Origin of the sequence: Shinella sp. 838 (assembly GCF_029623935.1) — a bacterium.
Lineage (GTDB): Bacteria > Pseudomonadota > Alphaproteobacteria > Rhizobiales > Rhizobiaceae > Shinella.
This window is the reverse complement of the sequence record NZ_JARSBQ010000018.1, coordinates 68,942-91,075: the sequence shown is the minus strand read 5'-3', so window position 1 is coordinate 91,075 and position 22,134 is coordinate 68,942. Positions and strand designations below refer to the sequence as shown.

21 protein-coding genes and 1 tRNA gene are annotated in these 22,134 nt (G+C 64.5%); 12 read left to right on the top strand and 10 right to left on the bottom strand.

Features of this window, described 5'->3' with window-relative positions; translation table 11 throughout:
• The first annotated feature begins 42 nt into the window (after positions 1-42).
• The 4 genes from P9A16_RS32085 (at position 43) to P9A16_RS32070 (ending at position 3,793) form a co-directional block, all read left to right on the top strand.
• Positions 43-119 (top strand) — tRNA-Met (locus tag P9A16_RS32085).
• Positions 120-242: 123 nt separating this feature from the next.
• Complete coding sequence (locus P9A16_RS32080; protein ID WP_024271086.1) at positions 243-1,640, top strand: DUF2793 domain-containing protein; 1,398 nt, start codon at positions 243-245, stop codon at positions 1,638-1,640.
• A gap of 71 nt (positions 1,641-1,711) precedes the next feature.
• On the top strand, positions 1,712-2,170 hold the full coding sequence (locus P9A16_RS32075; RefSeq protein WP_023514690.1) for a YbaK/EbsC family protein: 459 nt from the start codon (positions 1,712-1,714) through the stop codon (positions 2,168-2,170).
• 330 nt (positions 2,171-2,500) lie between these two features.
• Positions 2,501-3,793 carry an NCS2 family permease gene (locus P9A16_RS32070; protein WP_023516878.1) on the top strand — a complete coding sequence of 431 codons (1,293 nt, stop codon included), beginning with the start codon at positions 2,501-2,503 and terminating at the stop codon, positions 3,791-3,793.
• A gap of 177 nt (positions 3,794-3,970) precedes the next feature.
• Here P9A16_RS32070 and P9A16_RS32065 read toward each other — a convergent pair whose 3' ends face one another.
• The 5 genes from P9A16_RS32065 to puuE form a co-directional block, all read right to left on the bottom strand.
• Positions 3,971-4,768 (bottom strand): SRPBCC family protein, encoded by a 798-nt coding sequence (locus tag P9A16_RS32065; RefSeq protein WP_023516877.1) that lies wholly within the window; start codon positions 4,766-4,768, stop codon positions 3,971-3,973.
• Positions 4,752-5,363 (bottom strand): winged helix-turn-helix domain-containing protein, encoded by a 612-nt coding sequence (locus P9A16_RS32060; protein WP_024271087.1) that lies wholly within the window; start codon positions 5,361-5,363, stop codon positions 4,752-4,754. Before P9A16_RS32060 ends, P9A16_RS32065 begins: the two co-directional genes overlap by 17 nt.
• Before the next feature lie 97 nt (positions 5,364-5,460).
• A complete protein-coding gene (locus tag P9A16_RS32055; protein ID WP_023515081.1) occupies positions 5,461-5,946 on the bottom strand; it encodes an ureidoglycolate lyase in 486 nt (161 codons plus the stop codon).
• On the bottom strand, positions 5,943-6,959 hold the full coding sequence (alc, locus tag P9A16_RS32050) for an allantoicase (protein ID WP_023515080.1): 1,017 nt from the start codon (positions 6,957-6,959) through the stop codon (positions 5,943-5,945). The genes P9A16_RS32055 and alc overlap by 4 nt, the downstream gene beginning before the upstream one ends.
• A gap of 11 nt (positions 6,960-6,970) precedes the next feature.
• A complete protein-coding gene (puuE, locus tag P9A16_RS32045; protein WP_023515079.1) occupies positions 6,971-8,389 on the bottom strand; it encodes an allantoinase PuuE in 1,419 nt (472 codons plus the stop codon).
• 162 nt (positions 8,390-8,551) lie between these two features.
• On the opposite strand from puuE, the gene uraH reads away from it, so the two are divergent.
• Genes uraH through xdhC form a run of 4 tightly spaced genes read left to right on the top strand, consistent with a single transcriptional unit; the run spans position 8,552 to position 13,669 of the window.
• On the top strand, positions 8,552-8,917 hold the full coding sequence (gene uraH, locus P9A16_RS32040; protein WP_023515078.1) for a hydroxyisourate hydrolase: 366 nt from the start codon (positions 8,552-8,554) through the stop codon (positions 8,915-8,917).
• A gap of 3 nt (positions 8,918-8,920) precedes the next feature.
• A complete protein-coding gene (gene xdhA, locus P9A16_RS32035) occupies positions 8,921-10,405 on the top strand; it encodes a xanthine dehydrogenase small subunit (protein WP_023515077.1) in 1,485 nt (494 codons plus the stop codon).
• Between the two features lie 3 nt (positions 10,406-10,408).
• Positions 10,409-12,775 carry a xanthine dehydrogenase molybdopterin binding subunit gene (xdhB, locus tag P9A16_RS32030; protein WP_023515076.1) on the top strand — a complete coding sequence of 789 codons (2,367 nt, stop codon included), beginning with the start codon at positions 10,409-10,411 and terminating at the stop codon, positions 12,773-12,775.
• A 48-nt stretch (positions 12,776-12,823) separates the two neighbouring features.
• Positions 12,824-13,669 carry a xanthine dehydrogenase accessory protein XdhC gene (gene xdhC / locus P9A16_RS32025; RefSeq protein WP_023515075.1) on the top strand — a complete coding sequence of 282 codons (846 nt, stop codon included), beginning with the start codon at positions 12,824-12,826 and terminating at the stop codon, positions 13,667-13,669.
• Positions 13,670-13,675: 6 nt separating this feature from the next.
• Here xdhC and P9A16_RS32020 read toward each other — a convergent pair whose 3' ends face one another.
• The 3 genes from P9A16_RS32020 to P9A16_RS32010 are packed head-to-tail and all read right to left on the bottom strand — an operon-like array spanning position 13,676 to position 15,364.
• The gene (locus P9A16_RS32020; protein ID WP_024270470.1) at positions 13,676-14,104 is read right to left on the bottom strand and encodes a type II toxin-antitoxin system VapC family toxin; all 429 of its coding nucleotides are present in this window, start codon (positions 14,102-14,104) and stop codon (positions 13,676-13,678) included.
• Positions 14,104-14,358, bottom strand: coding sequence for a type II toxin-antitoxin system Phd/YefM family antitoxin (locus P9A16_RS32015; protein ID WP_024270469.1), 255 nt, complete (start codon positions 14,356-14,358; stop codon positions 14,104-14,106). Before P9A16_RS32015 ends, P9A16_RS32020 begins: the two co-directional genes overlap by 1 nt.
• A gap of 37 nt (positions 14,359-14,395) precedes the next feature.
• Complete coding sequence (locus P9A16_RS32010; RefSeq protein WP_037406825.1) at positions 14,396-15,364, bottom strand: LysR family transcriptional regulator; 969 nt, start codon at positions 15,362-15,364, stop codon at positions 14,396-14,398.
• Between the two features lie 140 nt (positions 15,365-15,504).
• Between P9A16_RS32010 and P9A16_RS32005 the strand changes: the two genes are divergently transcribed.
• Positions 15,505-16,746 (top strand): urate hydroxylase PuuD, encoded by a 1,242-nt coding sequence (locus P9A16_RS32005; RefSeq protein ID WP_278026351.1) that lies wholly within the window; start codon positions 15,505-15,507, stop codon positions 16,744-16,746.
• Complete coding sequence (guaD, locus tag P9A16_RS32000) at positions 16,743-18,083, top strand: guanine deaminase (RefSeq protein WP_023515602.1); 1,341 nt, start codon at positions 16,743-16,745, stop codon at positions 18,081-18,083. Before P9A16_RS32005 ends, guaD begins: the two co-directional genes overlap by 4 nt.
• Here guaD and P9A16_RS31995 read toward each other — a convergent pair whose 3' ends face one another.
• Both P9A16_RS31995 and bhcR read right to left on the bottom strand, forming a co-directional pair.
• Positions 18,084-18,380, bottom strand: a complete 297-nt coding sequence (locus P9A16_RS31995; protein WP_023515601.1) for a hypothetical protein — start codon at positions 18,378-18,380, stop codon at positions 18,084-18,086.
• Between the two features lie 147 nt (positions 18,381-18,527).
• Positions 18,528-19,355 (bottom strand): HTH-type transcriptional regulator BhcR, encoded by an 828-nt coding sequence (bhcR, locus tag P9A16_RS31990; protein WP_023515600.1) that lies wholly within the window; start codon positions 19,353-19,355, stop codon positions 18,528-18,530.
• A 167-nt stretch (positions 19,356-19,522) separates the two neighbouring features.
• Between bhcR and gcl the strand changes: the two genes are divergently transcribed.
• Both gcl and hyi read left to right on the top strand, forming a co-directional pair.
• A complete protein-coding gene (gene gcl, locus P9A16_RS31985; RefSeq protein ID WP_023516803.1) occupies positions 19,523-21,307 on the top strand; it encodes a glyoxylate carboligase in 1,785 nt (594 codons plus the stop codon).
• 21 nt (positions 21,308-21,328) lie between these two features.
• A complete protein-coding gene (gene hyi, locus P9A16_RS31980; RefSeq protein WP_023516802.1) occupies positions 21,329-22,108 on the top strand; it encodes a hydroxypyruvate isomerase in 780 nt (259 codons plus the stop codon).
• Positions 22,109-22,134 lie beyond the last annotated feature (26 nt).

Sequence of the window (22,134 nt, the reverse complement as noted above, 5' to 3'; positions counted from 1 at the left end):
AGACAATCGTCGCGGTATTTTGCCTCCGGCAAAACCGGGTAACGCGGGGTGGAGCAGCCCGGTAGCTCGTCAGGCTCATAACCTGAAGGCCGCAGGTTCAAATCCTGCCCCCGCAACCAAATCTAAAAGCCCTCCCTTCGCGGAGGGCTTTTTGCGTTTGAAGCCCCAAAACAACCCCCCTTTTCCACCCCGCTAGCCGCAGCCCTATAATGCCAACGAAATCGGCAACGGAGACGGAAACCATGGACGCGTCCGAAAACCTCAATCTCCCCTACATCATCCCCGCACAGGCCCAGAAACATGTGACCCACAACGAGGCCATCAAGACCATCGATGCCCTCCTCCATCTCGCCGTCAAAAGCAGGAGCCTCGCAAGCCCGCCGGCAAACCCTGCCGCCGGCGATCGATACATCGTGCCCGCAGCCGCAACCGGCGCCTGGGCCGGCAGCCAGAACGCCATAGCCGCATGGCAGGACGCAGCCTGGACCTTCTATCACCCCAGAGAAGGCTGGATCGCCTATGCCACAGACGAAAACACCATGCTCGCCTTCCAGCACGGCGCCTGGACCAGCGCAACCGTCAATACAACCAACCAAAACCGCCTCGGTATCAATACAGCCGCCGATCTAACAAACAGGTTCGCTGTCGCCTCCCCAGCCTCCCTCTTCACCCATGAGGGGGCGGGGCACCAGATCAAGGTCAACAAGGCCGCGACCGGCGATACCGCCTCGTTGCTCTTCCAGAGTGCTTGGTCGGGGCGGGCTGAAATGGGACTTGCCGGGAGCGATGCCTTCAGCGTCAAGGTGAGCCCTGATGGTTCCACCTTCCACGACGCCCTGGTCGTCGATCCGGCGACGGGGCGGGTGACGTTTCCGGCCGGGGTCCTGGGCGTCCGGCCGCAACTGATGGGGCACCGGACCTACTATGTCGCGACGACAGGGAGCGACGGCAACAACGGGCTGACGGCGGGTGCACCTTTCGCGACGATCCAGAAGGCAATCGACGTGGCGCACAATCTCGACTGTGCCTCCTTCGACGTGACGATCGAGATCGCCAACGGCATCTATGCCGGGGCGAGCATCGCGCGGCCGCTGATCGGCGGGGGCACGCTCGTCATCAAGGGCAACGAGACGACGCCGGCCTCGGTCGTGCTGTCCTCGGGGCTCGGCTTTCGCAATGGGGCGCAGGTGCGCGTTGCCGGCGTGCGGATCGCCATTGCAACGGATCTCATCCATGCGCTTTCGGTAGGCCTTGGTGTGCATCTGCGGCTCGGCAAGGTGGAGTTCGGCGCGGTCGGCGCGAATGCCGACCATATTTTCTGCGACGGCCCCTGCCATATCGTGCTGGAAGACAACTATACGATCACCGGGGGTGCGCGGCGGCACATGAATATCGGCGTCGGCCACCTTGCCGGCGCGAACCGCACTTTCACGTTGACCGGCACGCCCGCCTTCACGCAGTTCATCGCCGCCTCGAACTGCGGCACCGTCGCGCTCTCCAATCCGACCATAGCGGGCACGGCCACCGGCGGGCGCTACATTGCCGAAACCAACGGGGTCATCAACACGTTCGGCAAGGCGACGACGTTCCTGCCGGGTACCCTCGCGGGCACCAATCCGACCGGTGGCATTTATGCCTGAGGAAAAGCATAGCATGCGCTGCATTCCAGGCGGCCCTTGCGCGAGGGCTGCCGGACTGGTTATGAAAAGACATGTCGCTCGAATCCGTCCGTACCTTCTTCTCCGAAAATGCGCCTGATGTCGCGGTGCTGGTCACCGAAGAGAGCTCTGCGACCGTGCCGCTTGCCGCCGCGGCGCATGGCGTGGCGCCGGAACAGATCGCCAAGACGATCTGCCTCAGGGTCGGCGAGGAGATCGTGCTCCTCGTTGCGGCCGGCACGGCGCGGCTCAGCAACCGGAAATTCAAGGACCGTTTTGCCGCAAAGCCGCGCATGCTCGATGCCGAGCAGGTGCTGGCCGTCACCTCCCATCCGGTCGGTGGCGTCTGTCCGTTCGGCCTGCCTGCGCCCGTGCCCGTCTATTGTGACGTCTCGCTGAAACCTTTCGACGAGGTGGTCCCGGCCGCAGGCGCGACGAATGCTGCCGTGCGCATTGCGCCGGACCGCATGGCGGACCTCGTCAAGGGCGAGTGGGTCGACGTCTGCGAGTGACGTCAGGGCTTTCCGGCCGGCGCCGGATAGCCCAGTCGAAACAAGTCGCCAGAGCGATTTCTCCAAAACCCTCCGCCGAGCGAATCGTGAAAGAGTTTCGCGAAAATCCGGGGAAATGCCCGGCTGGAAAAATCCCGCCTGAACACGCAATATGACGAAACTGTGATCAACCGCGGCCGGCTTTCGGCGGACAGCGGCGCGCGGACGCGGGGAGACCCGCGGGCAGGCGGTTCGCAGTGCGAAGCGTCGGCTAGGTCCCGGGTTGCTGGAGGAGCATCTGGCCCGGAGGTTTTGCACGGCGCAGCCGCTGGCGCGCCAGGGGGAGAAAACATGTTTGAACGGTTTTTCAAGCTGAGTGAGCACGGAACGAGCGTGCGCACCGAAGTGATCGCGGGTCTGACGACCTTCCTCACCATGTCCTATATCATCTTCGTCAACCCGGACATCCTGTCGACGACGGGCATGGATCGCGACGCCGTCTTCGTCGCCACCTGTCTTGCCGCCGCGCTCGGCTCCATGGTCATGGCGCTCGTCGCCAACTGGCCGATCGGCATGGCGCCCGGCATGGGCCTCAACGCCTTCTTCGCCTTCACGGTCGTGGCGGCGCTCGGCTTCACCTGGCAGCAGGCGCTGGGTGCGGTGTTCATTTCCGGCATCATCTTCGTCATCCTGACGGTGACCGGTGTGCGCAGCTGGCTGATTGCCGGCATTCCGCATTCGCTGCGCAGCGCGATCGCCGCCGGTATCGGCCTCTTCCTCGGCATCATCGCGCTAAAGAGTTCCGGCATCGTCGTCGACAATCCGGCGACGCTCGTCGGTCTCGGCGACCTCAAGCAGACCGGCCCGCTGCTCGCCATCCTCGGCTTCTTCATCATTGCCGTGCTTGATGCGCTGCGCGTCAAGGGGGCGATCCTGATCGGCATTCTCGCCGTCACGGTCCTCTCCTGGATTTTTGGCGTCAGCGAGTTCCGCGGCCTCGTTTCCGCCCCGCCGTCGATCATGCCGACCTTCCTGCAGCTCGACATCATGGGTGCGCTGCACGGCGGCCTGCTGCATGTCATCCTCGTCTTCGTGCTCGTCGAAGTGTTCGATGCGACCGGCACGCTGATCGGCGTGGCCAAGCGTGCCAACCTCATCCAGGAAGGCAAGCAGAGCCGCCTCGGCCGCGCGCTTCTCGCCGACAGCACGGCAATCGTTGCCGGCTCGCTGATCGGCACGAGCAGCACCACGGCCTATGTCGAAAGCGCTTCGGGCGTGCAGGCCGGCGGTCGCACGGGCCTCACCGCCTTCACCGTCGCTATCCTGTTCCTCGCTGCCCTCTTCATCTCGCCGCTCGCCGGCTCCGTGCCGAGCTATGCGACGGCACCGGCCCTGCTCTATGTCGCAGGCCTGATGATGCGCGAACTGACGGAAATCGAGTGGGATGACCTGACGGAAGCGGCTCCGGCTGCGCTCACTGCGCTCGCCATGCCCTTCACCTACTCGATCGCCAACGGCCTTGCCTTCGGCTTCGTCAGCTATGTCGTCTTGAAGTTCTTCACCGGCAAGTGGAAGCAGATCCATCCGGCAACGGCGATCGTCGCGGCCCTCTTCATCATCCGCTTCGCCTTTTTCGCGGAATAAGGGGCCCGATCGTTCGGGCGGACCGTACCACAAACTCCATCGTCATCCTCGGCGTTTGGCCGAGGATCCATCTGCCGCCACGGCTGATGGGGGCTCGGGTCAGGGCCAAGCTGATGGTAGAGGGGTTCGTGCGACACATCAAAAGGGCCGCGTGATGAGCGCGGCCCTTTTTGCATGTCAGGGCCGGGCGACACCGTCCAGCCAAGCCTGCCATTCCGGTTCGCTTGCCATGGCCACCTGCGCAGCCTTCTCTCCGTAGAAGAAGCGGCAGACGCTGAGGCGGATCGCTTCGCCCGTACGGTAGAGGCCGAAGAGGCCGACGCCCGGCATTTCGCCATCGATGCGGACCAGCACGTAGCGCTGCCGATCGTCCTGCCGCACGCCGACGACCTCGCCGAAAAACATTTCGCCGGCTTCGACGGTCCAGTTTTCGCCGACATCGGCCGTCTCGTGGCCGAGGCCGTCGAGCAGCTTGCGCCATGTGACGAGGCCATCGCCCGCTGCTTCGGCGGACAGCTGGAAAGAGGCAGCGGGTTGGCCGGCATGGTGTGCGAGATAGAGCCGCAGCACCTCGATGAATCCGGGCCAGCCGGACTCGAACCCCTCCATCTGGTCGTCCCAGTCGTCCGTTGAGCTGAAGAGGGAATGCACCATGCGCACGAGGCACTCGTCGCCCGAGCGGGCGGTGATGGAAATCTCCGTGGCGATCGGCGGGGCATTCTCCGCCCAGCCGAGCTCCACATAACCGAAGCGGTGTGGCGGCTCCCAGCCGGTGACCGTGCCGCCGGAGGTGACCCCCGGCATGAAGTGGAAGGTGAGCTGGCCGCCGATCTTCTCCTCGATCTCGGCCCGGGTGAACCAGGCGGCGTTGCCGGGGCCGGTCGCCATGGCATGCCAGACCTCCTCGGGCGTGCCGGGAACGAGAAACTCCATTTCCACCCAGCGTTTGCCGCTGGCGTCAAATTTCGTCGGCATCGGACTTCCTTTCCTTGTCTGGTGGTGCGGGATAGGCGGCGACGACCAGCCGGTGCGCCCGCCCGGCCGGGGCCTGTTCGTCGTGGTAGCGGGCGGTGAGCGTTGCGACCGCCGCGGTGAGATCGGCCGTGAAGGCGGCGCGCGCGGCGGGGGAGGCGAAGCGGATCGTCGTGTCGATGGAAAGCGTTGCAAGCCGCTTGTCTGCAGCGCGCGCGCCACGCCAGAGCATGCCGACCTCGCGCACGCTGCGGGCGGCGAGTGCCACGAGATAACTTGCCGAGAACCGGTCGCCGGAAACATCGGGATCGGCCCCGACCGGCCCCAGCGCGGCCGGCGAGACGACATAGGAGCGCGCCGTTGCCACCATCAGCCGCTCGGTGATGCCGCCCCACTGGCGGGCCTCGGCCTGTTCCACCAGCCTCTCGTCCTCCAGCGCCCTGAGGTGATAGTTCACCTTCTGGCGTGTCAGTCCCACCCGACCGGCGAGCGTGGCCGCGGAGGCTGGCGTGGAAAGCTCGGCGAGCAGGCGTGCCTTCACGGGATCGAGGGCAAGGGCAGCGGCGGCCGGTGTGTCAAGGATATCGAGATCGAGCATGTGGCAGGATTCCATTGACAAGAAAATTTGTCAATGGACTCAAAAAAGTGCCGGCCCGTGGAGGCGGGCCGGCGGATCCGTGATCCCGGTGGGTGGATCAGCGGATCAGGAAGGGTTCCGAATAGAAATGCTCCTCGAGGTTCACGCCCTCGCCGCCGCGATCCACGACGGCGAAATCAGAGACCGTGTCGAGCGGCGTCAGGATGCCGTGCCAGACATTGCGGCCGATATTGACGCCCTGGCCGGGCGCGGTGCGGAAGGCGATCGGCTCAGTGGGTCCGTTCTCGGTCTCCCCGGCGACGACGACGAGGAACGAGGCATCACTCAAGGGAATGAAGGCCTGGCTGCCGAGCGGGTGGCGCTCCACCATCGTCAGCTCCAGCGGCAGGGGATAGGGCTCGCCGCGCAGGAGACTGATCATCGGCCGGGCTTTGTCACCCGTCGTCTCGATATTGGCGAGGTCATGGTAGCGGGTGCATTTTCCCGCATTGATCGGGAAATTGTGGGCACCGTCCTGCTCGATCACCTGGCCGAAGGGCGCGAAGGCCTCGCGGGTGAGCGGCTTGATCTCGATGGTCTTCATGTCTTTCCTCCCTCGGCCAGACGGCCAAAAATGCGCAGGCGGCTGACACCGCCGTCCGGATGGATGTTCAGGCGGACATGCGTCACGGCGTCCGCCCGTTTCACGAGATTGCCGTCGAACGTATGGATACGGTCGGCGGCAAGTTTCTGCTCGGGCAGGATCTCCTGCCAGAACATCGACGCGGCGGTGACAAGGGTGGGGAGGTCCCCCGTCGTGCCCGTCAGGTCGGCGGCCTGCAGGGAGCAGGCATCCGGGTAGTTGCCCTTGAAATGGGCGGTATCGACGACGATGCTTTCGATCGTCGCCCGTGCGGCGAGCCTGACCACGATCCATTCGTGGCCCGGTGTACGGCGGCGGCTGGTCTCCCAGCCGTCGCCCATATTGATGCCGCGACCGGGCGCGAGCAAGCGCTGGTGGCCGTAGTGCCCGTTCGAGAGCGCGACGACGGTCCCGCCCGCAAGAGCGGCGGCAAGATCGAGCGGCCTGTTTTCGGCGGTGCTGCGGTCGAGCGCCGGAAGTCCGTGGACGCGCAGCCTTGCCACCCCGCCATCGGGATAGATGCGTAGCCGCACATGGCTGAACAGCCCGTCCGCGGCGCAATCGAAGAAATGCGGGGCATTCGGCCCGAGTGGGCTTGCGGCCAAAAGGGGCGTCCACACCGTAGCCTCGTCCGGCCCATCAGGCGCAAGACAGCCCTCTATGGCGCAGGCCGTCGGGTAGTTGCCGGTAAAATGTGCCGTGTCCACCTCAAAGCCTTTGATGCGGCCGGGCGTTGCCAGTGCAACGATCGCATGGTCATGCCCCGGCCCGCGCCGCCGCCGCGTCTCCCAGCCGTCCATCCATTTGCCGTGCTCGTCATAGACGCCGGGCTTGTAGACGGCGGGCTCGTCGGCCAGCATGCGCGACAGCGGGCCGAAAAACGCGTCCGTGGCGAAGATACCCCTTGCCCCGAGGCCGGCCGAGGCAAGGTTGATCGTTCCGCGTGTGAACGAAGGCGTGGCGCCGCTCGACATGACGCGGTCGCTCAGGCCGGCAGCAGCGCATTGAGCCGCAGATAGCCGATTCGCTCGACCTGCTTGCAGGCGGTGGCGAATTCGGCGACGCGGTCGTTCGCGATGCGTTTTTCGAAGGCGGCGAGAATGCTCGCCTTGGTGTTGTCGCGCACGGCGATGATGAACGGGAAGCCGAATTTTTCGACATAGCGGTTGTTGAGCTCGGTGAAGCGTGCGCGCTCCTCGTCGGTCAGCGCGTCGAGACCGGCCGACGCCTGCTCTTCCGTCGAGCTTGCCGTCAGGCGCTTGGCCACGGCCAGCTTGCCGGCGAGATCCGGGTGGGCGACAAGAACGCCCAGACGCTCCTCCTCGCTCGCCGCACGGAACTGGAAGGTGAGCGCGGCAGAAAGGCCGATCGCGGTATCGTTCGCCGGCGAAAGTTCGTCGGCGAAGGCGCGCCGGGCGATCCAGGGGGAGTGCTCGAAGATATCGCCGAAGCGTTTGACGAACGCCTCTTCCGCCATCTGCGACGGGCGCTCTGCGACCGGCTTTGGCGGATGGGTTTTTGCCCAGTGTTCGGCGATGTCGACGCGGCGGGCGATCCAGACTTTTTCGTGGCTCTGCACATAGTCGATGAAGCGGGCGAGCGCCATGACGCGGCCCGGCCGGCCGATCAGGCGGCAGTGCAGGCCGATGCTCATCATCTTCGGGCTGCCCTTGGCGCCTTCCGCATAGAGCGCGTCGAAACTATCCTTCAGGTAGCTGAAGAACTGGTCGCCGCTGTTGAAGCCCTGGGGCGTTGCGAAGCGCATGTCGTTGGCGTCGAGCGTGTAGGGGATGATCAGCTGCTGCCGGCCGCCATGCTCGTGCCAGTAGGGCAGGTCGTCGGAATAGGTATCGGAAACATAGTCGAAGCCGCCGGCTTCGGTGACGAGATCGACGGTGTTGACCGAACAGCGGCCGGTATACCAGCCGCGCGGCCGTTCGCCGGTGACGAGCGTGTGCAGGCGGATTGCCTCGGCAATGGCCGCGCGTTCGTCCTCCACCGTCATGTCCTTGTGCTCGACCCATTTGAGGCCGTGCGAGGCGATTTCCCAGCCGGCCTCCTGCATGGCGGCCACCTGGGCGGGCGAGCGGCGGAGCGCGGTGGCGACGCCGTAGACGGTGACGGGCACGTTCTTTTCCGTCAGCAGCCGGTGCAGGCGCCAGAAGCCGGCGCGCGCGCCGTATTCGTAGATCGATTCCATGTTCCAGTGGCGCTGGCCCGGCCATTGGGCGGCGCCGACGATCTCGGAGAGAAAGGCTTCGGATGCCGCATCGCCGTGCAACACACAATTCTCGCCGCCTTCTTCGTAGTTCAGCACGAACTGTACGGCGACGCGTGCCTCGTCCGGCCACCCGGCAGCCGGCGGTGTCTGTCCATATCCGTGCATGTCACGGCAATATCGCATGGGAACGCTCCTCCAAACGCTTTCGATGCAGAATTTCTAACCGCAAATCGCCCGTGTCATTCCCTACGGAAATTTTGAAAGTCTCGAACGATCCTGCTGCTTTTCAGTGGCAAGAGGCTGGAGGATAGTGATTATCGGAGTGCTGTGTTCGGGAGGAAAAACATGCAAACTCATTCGCAAGGCGCCGGCCGCCTCACCACCCATGTGCTGGACACGGCGCGCGGCAAGCCGGCAGAAGGCCTGCGCATCGATCTCTACCAGGTGGAGGGCGACACACTGCGTCTTCTCAAGACCACCGAGACGAACGATGACGGCCGCTGCGATGCGCCGCTGCTCGCCGGCGAGACGATGAAGGCCGGCACCTACGAGCTGCGTTTCCATGCCGGCGATTATCTCGGCCGCACGGGGGATGGCCCGTTGTTCCTCGACATCATCCCCATTCGCTTCGGCCTTGCCGACGAGGGCGCGCATTACCATGTGCCGCTGCTCGTCTCGCCCTTCAGCTATTCAACCTATCGCGGGAGCTAATCCATGGCGGCCGTCTCGATCCGCGCGGAACTGCGTTTCATCCTCAATGGCCAGGACGTTGTTGTCAGCGACGTCGGGCCGGACCAGACATTGCTCGACTGGCTGCGGTTGTCCCGCCTGTTGAAGGGCACCAAGGAAGGCTGCGCCGAAGGCGACTGCGGCGCCTGCACGGTGCTGGTGGGCAGGCTGACACCTGAGGACGGCCTTGTTTACGAAGGCGTCAATGCCTGCATCCGCTTCCTCGGCTCGCTGGATGGCTGTCATGTCGTCACCGTCGAGCATCTCGCCGCCCGCGACGGCCGCCTGCACCCCGTGCAACAGGCCATGGTGGACTATCACGGTTCGCAATGCGGCTTCTGCACGCCGGGTTTCGTCATGTCGCTCTATGCGCTGTGGATGCAGGCGCCGAACCCGAGCGATCAGGAGATCGAGACTGCGCTGCAGGGCAATCTCTGTCGCTGCACCGGCTATGAGCCGATCCTGCGCGCCGCCCGCGCTATTTCCACCTATGGCGGCACGGAGAAGGACCCGCTTCTCGCCGAACGCCAGACGATGATCAAGCGCCTCCGGGCACTTGCCGATGGCGCGCGCGTCGAAGTCGGCGAAGGCAGGAAGCGGTTCGTCGTGCCGGCGAACCTCGACGATTTCGCCGCTATGCTGGAGGCGGAACCCGCCGCCACGATCGTGGCGGGTTCCACCGATGTCGGCCTTTGGGTCACCAAGCACATGCGCGACATCACGCCGGTCGTCTTCATTGCCGGCCTTCAGGAGATGAAGGCGATTGCGGTGAAGGACGACGTGATCACGCTCGGCGCCGGCGTCACCTATACCGAGGCCATCGCGACGCTTTCGCAGCACATTCCGGCGCTCGGCCCGCTCATCACCCGGATCGGCGGCCAGCAGGTGCGCAACATGGGCACGATCGGCGGCAATGTCGCCAACGGTTCGCCGATCGGCGACACGCCGCCGGCGCTGATCGCGCTCGGTGCGTCGGTGACCTTGCGCAAGGGCGCGGAACGGCGCACCATCCCGCTTGAGGATTTCTTCATCGCCTATGGCAAGCAGGACCGTCAGCCGGGCGAATTCGTGGAATCCCTTGCGGTGCCCGTTCCCCCTGCGGCGGAAAAGTTCGCCGTCTACAAGGTGACCAAGCGCCGCGACGAGGACATTACCGCAACGCTCGGCGCCTTCCGCCTGGCGCTTGCCGCCGACGGCACGGTCGCTGCCATCACCATCGCCTATGGCGGCATGGCGGCGACGCCGAAGCGTGCCTTTGCCGTCGAAAAGGCACTGCTCGGCCAGAGCTGGACGGAGGCGACGGTGGAAGCGGCCATGGCGAAATATGCCGAGGACTATGCGCCGCTGACCGACATGCGCGCGACAGCGGAATACCGCGCGCTGGTGGCGAAGAACCTGCTCTTGCGGTTCTATGTGGAAACGACGACCAGCGCAGAGCCCGCGCAGGTGTCCAGATACGAGGCTGCGTAAGCCATGAACAAGCACACTCCAGACCTCAAGGCGGAAAAGATCACCGGCGGCGTGCATTCGAGCCCGCGCCACGATTCCGCGCACAAGCACGTTGCCGGCACGGCTGTCTATATCGACGACATCACCGAGCCCGCCGGCACGCTGCATGCCGGCCTCGGCCTCTCCACGGTCGCCCACGGTACCGTGAAGTCCCTCGACCTTTCGGCGGTGCGCGCCGCGCCCGGCGTCGTCGACGTGCTGACCTATGAGGACGTGCCCGGCGACAACGACATCTCGCCCTCGGGCATGCATGACGATCCGGTGCTCGCCGCCGGCAAGGTGGAGTTCCACGGCCAGCCGATCTTCTGCGTGATCGCGGAAACGCGCGAGGAAGCCCGCCGCGCTGCGCGCCTGGCCAAGGTCGAATACGAGGAGCTGCCCGCCAATATCGACATCTGGGACCTCGACCAGACGACGCATCGCCAGGTCTTTCCGCCGCTGACGCTGAAGCGCGGCGATGCGGCCGCGGCCCTCGACAGCGCGCCGCGCCGGGTGAAGGGCCGCATGCGGCTGGGCGGGCAGGACCATTTCTATCTCGAAGGCCAGGTCTCGCTCGCCGTACCCGGCGAGGATGACGAGGTCACCGTCTATTGCTCCACCCAGGGGCCGAGCGAGACGCAGCATCTCGTCGCCCATGCGCTCGGCGTGCCGAGCCACGCCGTGACGGTGGAGGTGCGCCGCATGGGCGGCGGCTTCGGCGGCAAGGAGACCCAGGCCAACCAGTGCGCTGCGCTCGCCGCCATCGCCGCCAAGAAGCTGGGCCGCGCCGTCAAGCTTCGCCTTGACCGCGACGAGGACATGGTGGCGACCGGCAAGCGGCACGATTTCGCCATCGACTATGATGTCGGCTTCGACGACGAGGGCCGCATTCTCGGCATCGACTATACCTTCGCGCTTCGCGCCGGCTTTTCGGCGGACCTCTCCGGTCCGGTGGGCGACCGCGCGCTGTTCCACTGCGACAACGCCTATTTCTTCCCGCATGTGCACGCCAAGACGGCGCTGCTGCACACCAACACCGTGTCGAACACCGCCTTCCGCGGTTTCGGCGGCCCCCAGGGCATGGTGGGCGCGGAGCGCGTCATCGATGAGGTGGCCTTCGCCGTCGGCAAGGACCCGCTGGATATCCGCAAGCTGAATTTCTACGATGCGATGGGCGTCGATGGCGACCGGAACCTGACGCCCTACCACCAGAAGGTGGAGGACTGCATCATCCAGCGCATAGTCGCCGAACTCGAAGAGAGCGCCGACTATGCCGGTCGCCGCAAGGCGATCCAGGCGTTCAATGCGAAGAGCCGCATCGTCAAGCGCGGCCTGGCACTGACGCCGGTCAAGTTCGGCATCTCCTTCACCAAGACGGAATCCAACCAGGCCGGCGCGCTGGTGCATGTCTACACGGACGGTTCCGTGCACATGAATCACGGCGGCACGGAAATGGGCCAGGGCCTGCACCTGAAGGTGGCGCAGGTGGTGGCGGAAGAGTTCCAGATCGATCTCGACCGGGTGAAAATCACCGCGACGACGACGGCCAAGGTGCCGAACACCTCACCGACCGCGGCTTCGTCCGGCGCCGACCTCAACGGCATGGCGGCGCAGAACGCCGCGCGCCAGATCAAGGACCGGCTGATCGATTTCGCTGCGGAAAGCCATCAGGTGCCACGCGATCAGGTCGTCTTCCTGCCGAACCGCGTGCGGATCGGCAATTCCGAGATGTCCTTCAACGATCTCGTGAAGAAAGCCTATATGGCGCGCGTCCAGCTCTCGGCGGCCGGCTTCTACAAGACGCCGAAGATCCACTGGGACCGGTCGAAGGGCCGCGGCCATGCGTTCTACTACTACGCCTATGGCGCGGCCTGCTCTGAGGTTTCGGTCGACACGCTGACCGGCGAATATGTCGTCGAGCGCACCGACATCCTGCACGATACCGGCCGGTCGCTGAACAAGATCATCGACATCGGCCAGGTCGAAGGCGGCTTCATCCAGGGCATGGGTTGGCTGACCACGGAGGAATTGTGGTGGGACGGCAAGGGGCGGCTTCGCACCCACGCGCCCTCCACCTACAAGATCCCGCTTGCCTCGGATCGCCCGAAGATCTTCAACGTCGCGCTGACCGACTGGTCGGAAGCCTACGAGCCGACAATCCACCGCTCCAAGGCGGTTGGCGAGCCGCCGCTGCCGCTCGGCCTTGCTGTGCTGCATGCGCTGTCGGATGCGGTGGCGAGCGTGGCGGACCATCAGATCTGCCCACGGCTCGACGCCCCGGCGACACCCGAATGCGTGCTGATGGCGATCGAGCGTCTCAAGGCGGCCCAAGCAGTTCCAGGAAAAGTGTGATGCGGTTTTCCGTCCTGAATTGCGGCAAAGAAAGCAAGGGGTGAGTCCATGCCTGCCGCGCGCGAAGATATCAGGGATTTCCTGCGCCGGGCGCCGGGGGCGATCCTGGTCGAGGTGACGGGTGCGGCGGGCTCCACGCCGCGCGACACGGATGCCTTCATGCTGGTCTCGGAACGGGAGATCTTCGCGACGATCGGCGGCGGTCAGCTCGAATACATGGCGATCGATCAGGCCCGGCGAGCACTGCGCCTGGGCGCTGCCGCCGAGCCGATGAGCGTGCCGCTCGGCCCGGAGATCGGCCAGTGCTGCGGCGGGCGCGTCGGGCTGTCCTTCACCGCTATGAACCCGGTGCTGGCTCGTGATCTCGTCGCCCGCAGCGACCGCGAGATGGCCCTGCGGCCGCATGTCTATGTCTTCGGCGCAGGCCATGTCGGTGATGCGCTCGCCATGGCGCTGTCGCTCGCCCCGCTGCGCGTCGTGCTGGTGGATACGCGCGAGGACGAGCTCGTCGCCTCGACGGTGCCACGCATCGAGACCTGCCTCACCGCCATGCCCGAGACCGTGGTGCGCGATGCGCCGGCCGGCAGCAGTTTTGTTGTCCTGACCCACGATCACGCGCTGGATTTCCTGATCACGGCCGAGGCGCTGAAGCGCAGCGATGCAGCCTATGTCGGCATGATCGGTTCGAAGACCAAGCGCGCGACCTTCCGCAACTGGCTGTCGCGCGAGATCGGCCAGCCGGACCTTTTCGATCGCCTGGTCTGCCCGATCGGCGGTACGGTCGTGAAGGACAAACGCCCGACGGTGATCGCAGCGCTTGCGGCCGCCGAGATCATGACGGCGGCGCTGACCTGGACGGGCGCGTGCAACAAGGCGGTCCTTGCCAAGGGGTGATGCGGTCTATTCCCTGGGAGCCGTTTCCCAAGGGGTGAGGCAGGGGACCCCGAGCGGCTGAAAATCTGAAAGATTGCGTGTGACGACGACCAAATTGTTGGCGAGCGCTGTCGCCGCAATCATGCCGTCGGCGGTCGGCTTCTTTCCGGGTGTCGGCAACCGGCCTGCGATCGAGGCCGTCTGCATATCGAATGGCAGAAGCCTTGCGGAAAATTCCGGCAGCACGTGGGCCGTCAGCCATAGAGAAAGGTCATCGGCAAAATCGGGATTACGAAGACGTTCGCGTTGTATGCTGAATTCGATCTCCATGATCGTTATCGTCGAAAGATAAGCGGTCTCGACATCGAACGTATGGAGGAACTGCTGAAATTCAATGGCTTGACGCTCAGCCCTGCGGGATGCGGAAACAACGTTCGTATCGAGCAGGAATGCCATCAGAATTCGACGTCCCGTCCCTCGAAGCTGACGCGTTCGGGCGTAAAATCGTCATCGAACTCTGAACCCTTGTTATTGAGGGCGTCGTACAGGCTTTTCGACTTTCGCCAGTGGTCCTTGAAATCGTCGTAGCGGACAAGCACATAGCTCGCCTCGCCATGTTCGGCGATGACGAGGGGGCCTTCGTTTGCCGCCTTCTTTGCCTTGCTTGGATTCTGGTTGAAGTCGGCGCTGGTCATGGAGGCGAAGGACATAGGCTTCTCCACCTAGTATATTCCAGCAGGAAATATACTATTTTTCGCCATTCACTTCAACAAACTCGGCTTTGCCGTCAGCGACCGGTTCCTCTCCGATCAGCCGGCCGATCAGCCGCTGACATCGCTCGGCCATGAAATCGATCATCAGCCGCACTTTCGGATCCTGAAAGCGCTTGTGCGGGTAGATTGCCGCGAGCTGCACGGAGGCGGGTGGGCTGTCCTTCAGGATTTCCACCAGGCGGCCCTCGGCAAGGTGGGCCTTCACCTCGAAGAGCGGCTTGTTGATGATGCCCCGGCCTTCCAGCGCCCATTGGGTGAGCACGTCGCCGTCGTCGCTGTCATAGGGGCCGGCGACCTCGAACTTGCGTACGCCTTCGGCCGTCACCAGCGTCCAGTAATACTCCTTCGAGCCGGGATAGCGCAGCAGCAGACAGTCGTGCTTTTCGGCGATCAGCGCGTCCGCAGTGGCGGGTGTGCCGCGGCGGGAAAGATAGGCGGGCGAAGCGCAGAGCACACGCTCGCAATTGAGGATGCCGCGCATGCGCAGGTTCGAATCCTCGAGCACGCCGAGCTTGAAGGCGACGTCGACGCCCTCGGCGAGGATATCGACATTGTGATCCGACAGACGTACCCGCACCTCGATGTCGGGATACTTGTCGTGGAACTCCGGAATGCCCGACGCGATGAGGCGCCGGCCGATGCCGAGCGGCGCGGTAATGCGGAGCGAGCCCTTGGGATTGCGCGAGAGGTCGGCGATCGCCGCCTCCGCCTCGTTCACCGCCTCGATGATCTTCACGGCGCCCTCGTAGAACACGCGGCCATGTTCGGTCGGCGAGAGCTTGCGCGTCGTGCGGTTGAACAGCCGCACGCCGAGATGGCGTTCCAGCTCCTTGATGCGATTGCTGGCGACCGCGGGAGTGACGCGCTGGTCGCGCCCCGCCGCCGAAAGGGTACCGAGTTCGACCACGCGAACGAAGACGCGCACATTATCGAGATAGGACATGGCCCTTTCTACCACATTGGCGTGCAGAGCAAAGAGGCGGTCATCTTTTAGATTTTTTTGAAAGTGTTCGGGATTCACCGGGATTTCCGGGAAAATCACTTGATGGCAAACAAGCCCATGGAAAGTGGGAGGAGGTCCCTATGTACGAATATGCCATAGCCTGGGATTGGTTCATGTTTGCCGTCCGCTGGCTGCACGTCATCACGGCGATCGCCTGGATCGGCTCGTCGTTCTATTTCGTCGCGCTCGATCTGGGCCTGAAGAAGCATCCCGCGCTGCCGCCGGGCGCCCACGGCGAGGAATGGCAGGTGCATGGCGGTGGCTTCTATCACATCCAGAAATACCTGGTCGCGCCGGCGCAGATGCCCGAGCACCTCGTCTGGTTCAAATGGGAAAGCTATGCGACCTGGCTTTCCGGTTTCGGCATGCTCTGTCTCGTCTATTATGCAGGCGCAGACCTCTATCTGATCGACCCGAACGTGCTCGACGTCTCCAAGCCGGTGGCGATCGGTATTTCCCTGGCCTCGCTCGCCTTCGGCTGGATCATCTACGACCTGATCTGCAAGTCGCCCTTCGGCAATGACAACACGCGGCTGATGGTGGCGCTCTACTTCATCCTCGTCGCTGTGGCCTGGGGCTATACGCAGCTCTTCACGGGTCGCGCCGCCTTCCTGCATCTCGGTGCCTTCACGGCGACGATCATGTCGGCCAACGTGTTCTTCATCATCATGCCGAACCAGCGCGTCGTCGTCGCAGACCTCATCGCCGGTCGCACGCCCGATCCGAAATACGGCAAGATCGCCAAGCAGCGCTCCACGCACAACAACTACCTGACGCTGCCGGTGCTGTTCCTGATGCTGTCGAACCACTATCCGCTCGCCTTCGGCACGGAATTCAACTGGATCATCGCCTCGCTGGTCTTCCTGATGGGCGTCACGATCCGCCACTACTTCAACACCACGTCCGCCAATGCCGGCAATCCGACCTGGACCTGGCTCGTCACCGCCCTGCTCTTCGTCGCCATCATGTGGCTGTCCACCGTGCCGAAGATCCTGACAGGCGAACCGGCGGAAACCAAGGTCTCGGCCATCCAGCAGACCTTCGTTTCGGCGGACGGCTTCCCGCAGGTGCGCGACACCATCCTCGGGCGCTGTGCCATGTGCCACGCGAAGGAGCCGGGCTGGGAAGGCATCATCACGGCGCCGAAGGGCGTCGTCCTGGAAACGGACGGCGAGATTGCCAACCACGCGCGGGAGATTTACCTGCAGGCCGGCCGCTCGCATGCCATGCCGCCGGCCAATGTGACGCAGATCTCCGACGAGGAGCGCCGCCTGCTCGTCGCCTGGTACGAAAATGTCGTCAGTGGGGAGAAGACCCAATGAACGAACTCCTGATCCGCGGCCGCGTGCTGACCTTTCTCGCCGAGCCGCAGGGCATCGACGATACGGCCGCCTGGCGCTACATCGAGGATGGCGCGGTGTTCGTCCGCGGCGGCAAGGTCGTGGAGATCGGCGAGCATGCCGAGGTCAGCAGGCATGCCGGCCCGGGCGTCGCGGTTGCCGACCATCGCCCGCACCTCGTGTTGCCGGGCCTCATCGACACGCATCTGCATTTTCCGCAGACCCAGGCCATCGCGTCCTATGGCGCGCAGCTTCTGGAATGGCTGAACACCTACATCTTCGTCGAGGAGCAGAAGTTCGCCGAGGCCGCCCACGCGGCCGCTGTCGCGGATCGCTTCATGGACGAGCTGATCTCGAACGGCACGACGACCGCCGTCGCCTATTGCTCGGTGCATCCCGAGAGCGTCGAGGCCTATTTCTCGGCGGCCGAGGCGCGCGGCATGCGCATGGTCGGCGGCAAAGTGATGATGGACCGCAACGCGCCCGACGCCCTGCGCGACACGCCGCAGCAGGGCTATGACGAGACGAAGCGGCTCATCGAGAAATGGCATGGCCGCGGCCGCGCGCATTATGCGATCAGCCCACGCTTCGCCATCACCTCGACGCCGGAGCAGATGGAGATGAGCCAGGCGCTCGTCGCCGAACATCCCTCCTGCTACGTGCAGACGCATCTTTCGGAGAACCGCGACGAGATCGCGTTCGCCACCTCGCTTTACCCGCAGGCGAAGGACTACACCGATATCTATGCCCGCTACGGCCTGCTCAACGACCGCATGCTGCTCGGCCATTGCATCTATCTCAGCGACCGCGAGGTTTCCGTGCTCGCCGAGACGGGTGCCGTCGGCGTCTTCTGCCCGACGTCAAACCTTTTCCTCGGCTCGGGCCTCTTCGATCGCGACAAGTTCGACCGGCTCGGCGCGCGCTGGTCGGTGGCGACGGATGTGGGTGCCGGCACCAGCTTCTCCATGCTGGAAACGATGGACGAGGCCTACAAGGTGCTGCACCTCAACGGCCAGAAACTGACGCCGTTCAATTCCTTCTACCGCCTGACGCTGGGCAATGCCCGCGCGCTCGGGCTCGAGACGCATATCGGCTCGCTGCATGCAGGGGCGGATGCGGATATCGTCGTGCTCGATTCGTCCGGCAAGTCGGCGATGGAGTACCGCATGCGCACCGCCACCTCGCTCGCGGAAGAGCTCTTCATCCTCCAGACCATGGGCGACGACCGTTGCGTCGCCGAGGTCTATGTCGCCGGCAAGGCGATGAAGGGGAAGGGCAAGGCGGATGCCGCAAGGCAGCGCCTGCTCGAGACGGCCTGATCATTTGACGGTGCAGATGCCGTTCGCGCCGCCGTGTCCGGTATAGGAGACGGCGGCCGTGCCGTCGGGGTTGATGCTGAGCGAGATCGTCACGCCGCCGCCCTTGGCCTCATAGTAGTTGTCGTTGAAGACGTGCAGCTTGCCTTCCTTTCCATTGATGTAGATCGGCCCGCCCTCGTCGGCATGCACCTCGATATTGCCGGGGCAGGTGGCGTTGACGAGCGGGATTTTAGCCAGGGCGGGGCTGGCGACCAATAGAAGCGATGCGGCCGTGGCCGCAATCCGGATGGGGGTCATGGGATCGTCCTTCCTTGTGCGAGAGAGTTGCCGCCAGACTACGCCACAACGGTGCCGCCGGCTTGCGGGAAATCAAGGAAAAGAACGTTTTTCCGCCTTGGGCAAGACGGAACGGCTTACCGTACCGGCCTGTTGAGTGAGATAGCGTCAGGGATCTTTCAGGCGCCCGCCCATCGCCTTGGTCAGCCCTTCCGCCGCAGCACGCACCACCGGGCCGAAGGCATCGACCTTGCTGTCGGGCAGGCGCACCGCCGGTCCGGACACGGAAATGCCGGCAACCGCCTCGCCATATTCGTCGAAGATCGGCGCGGCCACGCAGCGCATGCCGAGCGTGTGCTCCTCGTCGTCGATCGACCAGCCGCGGATACGGATTTTTCCGATGTCTTCCAGCAGCGTCGGGATCGTGTCGCGGGTCTTGTCGGTGAAATGCTGCAGCGTGCGGCCGGTGAGCAACGCTTCGATGCGGGCATCCGGCCAGGTCGAAAGGATCGCCTTGCCGATGCCGGAGGCATGGATCGGCCCGCGTCGGCCGGGGCGGAAGAAGGCGCGCATCGGCGCGTGGCTTTCGACCTGCGAGATGAAGACCACGTCGCCGTCGTCCTCGATGGCGATGTTGGCGGTCTCGCCGCACCCCTCCATCAGCTGCTTGAGAAACGGCCTGCTGATCGTGCCGAGCTTGCGGAAGCGCAGATAGGCGGTGCCGATTTCGAAGGCCTTCACGCCGATCGTCCAGGCGCCGGTCTCCGCGTCATGGGCGACCATGCCGTGCTGGGAAAGCGAGGTCAGCAGGCGGTGCACCGTGGAGGGCGCCATGGCCGACTGGTCGGCAAGGTCGGTGAGCGCCGCGCCGTCCGCCCGCGCCACGAGATCGAGAAGTTTCAGGCTGCGGTCCAGCACCTGCACCGAGGACGGTGCCGCATTCTCGCCGGCCTTGCGGCCGGGTCGCCCCCGCATCTTCTCCTGCTGCTCCGCCATGCGTCCCTCTCTTCCGTCTCTGCGCATTCATGACATAGCCGGCCCGGGGCGATTGTTCCAGTTTCGTTGAAAATGTTTATTTCCGCATGATGGGATTGATTTCCATTTTATGATTGCGCGCAGAAACAGATGCGCTACCTTCCTTCTCGAGAGACGGAGGAAATCCCATGGCTAAAATGCGTGCTGTCGATGCAGCGGTCCTGGTTCTGGAAAAGGAAGGCATCGATTGTGCCTTCGGTGTACCGGGCGCTGCGATCAATCCCTTTTATTCGGCGCTAAGGGCGCGCGGCACGGTCCGCCATGTGCTCGCCCGCCACGTCGAGGGCGCAAGCCACATGGCAGAGGGCTATACACGGGCCCGCGCCGGCAATATCGGCCTTTGCATCGGTACGTCCGGCCCCGCCGGCACCGACATGATCACCGGCCTCTACTCGGCCTCCGCCGATTCGATCCCGATCCTCTGCATCACCGGCCAGGCACCCCGCGCCCGCCTCGACAAGGAAGACTTCCAGGCGGTCGATATCGCCAAGATCGCTGCGCCCGTCACCAAGTGGGCCGTCACGGTCATGGAGCCGGGCCTTGTTCCCTATGTCTTCCAGAAGGCGTTCCACACGATGCGTTCGGGCCGTCCCGGCCCGGTCCTGGTCGACCTGCCGATCGACGTCCAGCTCGCCGAGATCGAGTTCGACATCGACGCCTACGAGCCGCTCGAGCCCTACAAGCCGGCCGCTACCCGCGCCCAGGCCGAAAAGGCCCTCGCCATGCTGAACGCGGCCGAGCGCCCGCTGATCGTCGCCGGCGGCGGCATCATCAATGCGGATGCCTCGGACCTTCTGGTCGAGTTCGCCGAGATCACCGGTGTTCCCGTCATCCCGACGCTGATGGGCTGGGGCACGATCCCGGACGACCACCGGCTGATGGCGGGCATGTGCGGCCTGCAGACCTCGCACCGCTACGGCAACGCGACGCTGCTCGCCTCCGACTTCGTTCTCGGTGTCGGCAACCGCTGGGCCAACCGCCACACCGGCAATATCCCGACCTATACGGAAGGCCGCACCTTCGTTCACGTCGATATCGAGCCGACCCAGATCGGCCGCGTCTTCACGCCGGATTTCGGCATCGTCTCGGATGCCGGCGCCGCGCTGAAGGTGTTCCTCGACGTCGCGACCGAATGGAAGGTCGCCGGCAAGCTGCGTGACTGGTCGGTCTGGGCCGAGGAATGCCAGGAGCGCAAGCGCACCATGCTGCGCAAGACCCATTTCGACCAGACGCCGCTGAAGCCGCAGCGCGTCTACGAAGAGATGAACAAGGCCTTTGCCCGCGACACCTGCTACGTTTCGACCATCGGTCTTTCCCAGATCGCCGGCGCGCAGTTCCTGCATGTCTACAAGCCGCGCAACTGGATCAACTGCGGCCAGGCCGGCCCGCTCGGCTGGACGCTGCCCGCTGCCCTCGGTGTGCGGGCCGCCGATCCCGATCGTCCGATCGTCGCCTTGTCCGGCGACTACGACTTCCAGTTCCTCATCGAGGAGCTTGCGGTCGGCGCCCAGCACAAGCTGCCCTACCTGCATGTGGTCGTGAACAATTCCTATCTCGGCCTCATCCGCCAGGCCCAGCGCGGTTTCAACATGGACTTCGAGGTCTCGCTCGCCTTCGATAACATCAATGCGTCGGGCGATTCGGAAGCAGGCTATGGTGTCGACCATGTTGCCGTTGCCGAAGGCCTCGGCTGCAAGGCGATCCGCGTCCGCAGCCCGAACGAGTTCCAGGAAGCCTTCAACACTGCGCAGGCGCTGATGAAGGAGCACCAGGTTCCCGTCGTCATCGAGTTCATCCTCGAGCGCGTCACCAACATCGCCATGGGCGCCGATATCAATGCCGTCGTCGAATTCGAAGACCTGGCCGAACGCGGCGAAGACGCCCCGACCGCCACGCTGGCTCTTCTGGACTGAGACGAAGAGAAGGAAAACACCATGCCCAAATTCGCGGCCAACCTGACCATGCTCTTCAACGAGGCGCCGTTCCTCGAGCGCTTCGCGCTGGCCGCAAAGGCCGGCTTCGAAGGGGTGGAGTATCTCTTCCCCTACGATTTCGACAAGGAGGCGTTGCGTGCGGCGCTCGATCTTCATGGCCTGACGCAGGTGCTGCACAACCTGCCGGCCGGCAACTGGGCCGGCGGCGAGCGCGGCATCGCGGTCCTGCCGGACCGGGTCGACGAGTTCCGCCGCGGCGTGGCCTCGGCGATCGACTATGCGACGGCGCTCGGCTGCAAGCAGGTCAACTGCCTCTCGGGCATCGCCCCGGTGGGTGTTTCGGACAAGGAGCTGCGCGCCACCTTCGTCGCCAACCTGAAGCTGGCGGCGGGCGAGCTCGGCAAGCACGGAATCCGGCTTCTGATCGAGCCGATCAACCGCTTCGACATTCCGGGCTTCTACCTCAACACCCCGGACCAGGCGGCTTCCATCATCGCCGAGGTGGGCAGCGACAACCTGTTCATCCAGTACGACCTCTACCACCAGCAGCGCACCGAGGGTGAGCTGATCGGCACGTTCAAGAAGCACCAGGCGCAGATCGCCCATGTGCAGCTTGCCGACAATCCGGGCCGCAACGAACCGGGTACCGGCGAGATCGCCTATCCCTTCGTGTTCAAGACGCTCGACGCGCTTGGCTATGACGGCTGGATCGGCTGCGAATACAAGCCGCGCACCACGACGCAGGAAGGCCTCGGCTGGCTGGCCGAAGTCGGTCGCTGAAGACAAAACGCATTCAAAGTCTGGGA